The sequence below is a fragment of the Vibrio sp. D420a genome (assembly GCF_030248625.1).
Taxonomy (GTDB): Bacteria; Pseudomonadota; Gammaproteobacteria; order Enterobacterales; family Vibrionaceae; genus Vibrio; species Vibrio fortis_A.
Genome location: NZ_JAHGAN010000055.1, coordinates 1 through 1,449 on the forward strand (window position 1 = coordinate 1; position 1,449 = coordinate 1,449).

The window sequence follows — 1,449 nt, forward strand, 5'->3', positions numbered from 1 at the left end:
TGACGGTATCAAGGCTGCAGAAGCGCTAGCGCTATCAATGACGGGTCAAGCAGCAGAGTAACGACCTGACACCGAAACTTGATTTTAAAAGGGCTCTTAGAGCCCTTTTTTATTCGTTCTAGTTATCAGACTGAGCGGGCTCGACTTGTTCAGGGTTCCACTTCCCTTCATGAATTACCGAGTTGACGTCACGTCGTGGCAGCCATCCCAAGGTTTCTAGCTCAGGCTTATCCTTAAAGTGCTCGACATGACCAAGGCAAAGGTAAGCAACGATATCGATCTCTTCTGGGATCTCCAGAGCCTCTCTCAACGCAGAGTCATGAATAATACTCACCCATCCTAACCCTAGGTTTTCTGCCCTTGCAGCCAACCATAGGTTTTGAACCGCACATACAGTACTGTACAAGTCCATCTCTTGCTTGATTGTTCTACCGAGAACTACCGGACCAGTTCGGTTTCTGTCGCAAGTCACGCAGATACCAATTGGCGACTCAACAATACCCTCTAGCTTCAATCTTTTATAGAGCGCTTGCCTTTCATCGCTAAACATCTCTGCCGACTCTGCATGAGCTTGATCAAAGCCACGCTTTATCTTCTGTTTGGTTTCCGCGTCTCGCACCACGATAAAATCCCATGGCTGCATGAAACCGACACTGGGTGCATGATGCGCTGCAGTGAGCACTCGCATTAGCACCTCTTCAGATATCAGGTCCGGCAGGAATTGGCCTCGAACATCTCGGCGTGAAAAAATAGTCTTGTAAACGGCGTCGCGTTCGTTGGTCGTGATTTCCATACTTCCCTATCACTTAGTTGAGCGGTTTGAATGAGCGATTGAAAGGGCATTATCCAACTAAAGCCACCATAAAACTAGCGGTAGTCAGGCAACATGGTAGAATGCCCCGCATCATCATAGACTTTGTCTTAATGACTGTTCCAACCCACCGCTAATACAGCCAACCTAACTGAGACCCTTATGCCATTTTCCAAACTTGGATTAAGCTCCCCAATTGTTAAAGCCGTTAATGCACTCGGCTACGATAAACCGACATCTATCCAAGAAAAAGCAATTCCTATTGTTCTTTCTGGTCGTAACCTTATCGCCGCAGCGCAAACCGGTACTGGTAAAACCGCGAGCTTCGTGTTGCCGATTTTGGAGATGTTGAGCAAAGGGACGACTCAGCGTAAAAAACGCATTCGTGCTGTGATTTTAGCGCCAACTCGTGAGCTAGCCGTTCAGGTTGATCGCAATATCAAAAAATATGCGAAGCACCTTAACCTAACCTCATTGGCAATGTACGGTGGAGTTGAGTACAAGCATCAGAAAGAGCGCCTCATTGAAGGTGTCGATATTTTGGTTGCGACTCCAGGTCGTTTGATCGATATGTACGGTCAAAAAGCGGTGTACTTTGAAGAAGTAGAAGTACTGGTTCTTGATGAAGCTGACCGCAT

The 1,449-nt window shown here is 47.1% G+C and carries 2 protein-coding genes; one reads left to right on the top strand and one right to left on the bottom strand.

Annotated elements, in window-relative coordinates:
• Positions 1-118 precede the first annotated feature (118 nt).
• Positions 119-793, bottom strand: a complete 675-nt coding sequence (bluB, locus tag KI743_RS23175) for a 5,6-dimethylbenzimidazole synthase (protein ID WP_285468423.1) — start codon at positions 791-793, stop codon at positions 119-121.
• A gap of 180 nt (positions 794-973) precedes the next feature.
• Here bluB and KI743_RS23180 point away from each other — a divergent pair.
• The coding region (locus KI743_RS23180) for a DEAD/DEAH box helicase (protein WP_285468425.1) at positions 974-1,449 on the top strand (476 nt) is incomplete at its 3' end.

Coding starts and splice junctions, on each gene's coding strand:
- bluB (WP_285468423.1), bottom strand. CDS start 793: ATGGAAATCACGACCAACGAACGCGACGCCGTTTACAAGACTATTTTT.